The sequence below is a fragment of the Agromyces binzhouensis genome, assembly GCF_004135055.1.
Classification (GTDB): domain Bacteria; phylum Actinomycetota; class Actinomycetes; order Actinomycetales; family Microbacteriaceae; genus Agromyces; species Agromyces binzhouensis.
In genome coordinates, this window is sequence record NZ_SDPL01000546.1 from 1 (window position 1) to 1,624 (window position 1,624).

Genomic DNA, 1,624 nt, shown 5'->3' on the forward strand with positions numbered 1-1,624 from the left:
GGCGCTCCGGCGGTGCGGACTAGGCCGCGGCCTCGTCGGCCTCGGGCTGCTGCGGCGCGTCGGCGTTCACGCCTGCGGCGTAGGCGGCGCGGAGCGCGGCGCCGAGCCCGGCGTCGACGTTCGTCCAGTACTGGAAGAAGCGCTCGCGGATGTCGTCCACGGTGATCGCGTTCGCCTGGCCCGAAAGCGTCTCGAGGAAGCGCGCCTTGGCCTCGGCCGAGTAGACGTCGCGGTAGAGCGCGCCGGCCTGGCCGAAGTCGGAGTCGTCGGCGCGAAGCGTGTAGGCGGAGCGGACGAGCGCGCCGTCGGCCTCCCAGCCGCCCTCGGCCGCGACCGCGGCGTCGGCGGTCGGGCCGCCGACCGAGTTCGGGGCGTAGACCGGAGCGGTCGGCGCGTTGAAGTGGTAGCGCGCGGCGCCGTCCTGCGAGTAGTTGTGCACGGATGCCGCGTGCGGCGCGTTCACGGGCAGCTGGTTGTAGTTCGTGCCCACGCGGTAGCGCTGCGCGTCGGGGTAGCTGAACACGCGCGCAATGAGCATCTTGTCGGGGCTGATCGCGATGCCCGGCACGGTGTTGGCCGGCGAGAACGCGGCCTGCTCGATCTCCGCGAAGAAGTTCTGCGGGTTGCGGTCGAGCGTCAGCGTGCCCACCGGGACGAGCGGGTAGTCGGCGTGCGGCCACACCTTGGTGAGGTCGAACGGGTTGAAGCGGTAGGTCTTCGCGTCCTCGTAGGGCATGACCTGCACGAAGAGGTCCCACTTCGGGTGGTCGCCGCGCTCGATCGCCTCGTACAGGTCGCGCCGGTAGAAGTCGGCGTCGGCACCGGCGATGGCCTCGGCGGTCTCGGCGTCGAGGTGCAGGTCGCCCTGCTGCGAACGGAAGTGGTACTTCACCCAGAACCGCTCGCCCTCGGCGTTGGTCCACTGGTACGTGTGCGAGCCGTAGCCCTGCATCTCGCGCCACGACTTCGGCAGGCCGCGGTCGCCCATGAGGTAGGTGACCTGGTGGGCCGACTCGGGCGAGAGGGTCCAGAAGTCCCACTGCATGTCGGCGTCGCGGAGCCCGGAGCCCGGCAGGCGCTTCTGCGAGTGGATGAAGTCGGGGAACTTGATTGCGTCGCGGATGAAGAAGACCGGGGTGTTGTTGCCGACGATGTCGTAGTTGCCCTCGGTCGTGTAGAACTTCAGCGAGAAGCCCCGCACGTCGCGCCAGGTGTCGGGCGAGCCCTGCTCGCCGGCGACCGACGAGAAGCGCAGCAGCGTCTCGGACTCGGCGCCGGGCTGGAACACGGCCGCGCGGGTGTAGGCCGAGACATCCGCCGTGACCTCGAAGCGGCCGAATGCGCCGCCGCCCTTGGCGTGCACGATCCGCTCCGGGATCCGCTCGCGGTTGAACTGGGCGAGCTTCTCGACGAGGTACCGGTCGTGCAGCACCGTGGCGCCGTCGGCGCCGACCGTGAGCGAGTGCACGTCGCTGGCGACCGGCGTGCCGGTCTGGGTGGTCGTCACGGGCGGGGTCGTAGGGTTCGACATGTCGTCCTTCTCTTCTCGGTGGTGGATGCCGCGGCGCGGCGGTGCGCGTCGTGCGGGCACGACGAGCACCGCCCCGGCCGGGCGGTCGGCGCG

At 70.9% G+C, this 1,624-nt stretch carries 1 protein-coding gene; it reads right to left on the reverse strand.

The features are described from left to right. Nucleotides 1-19: 19 nt before the first annotated feature. A complete protein-coding gene (locus ESO86_RS16575) occupies nt 20-1,531 on the reverse strand; it encodes a catalase (protein WP_129235917.1) in 1,512 nt (503 codons plus the stop codon). Between the last annotated feature and the right edge of the window lie 93 nt (nt 1,532-1,624).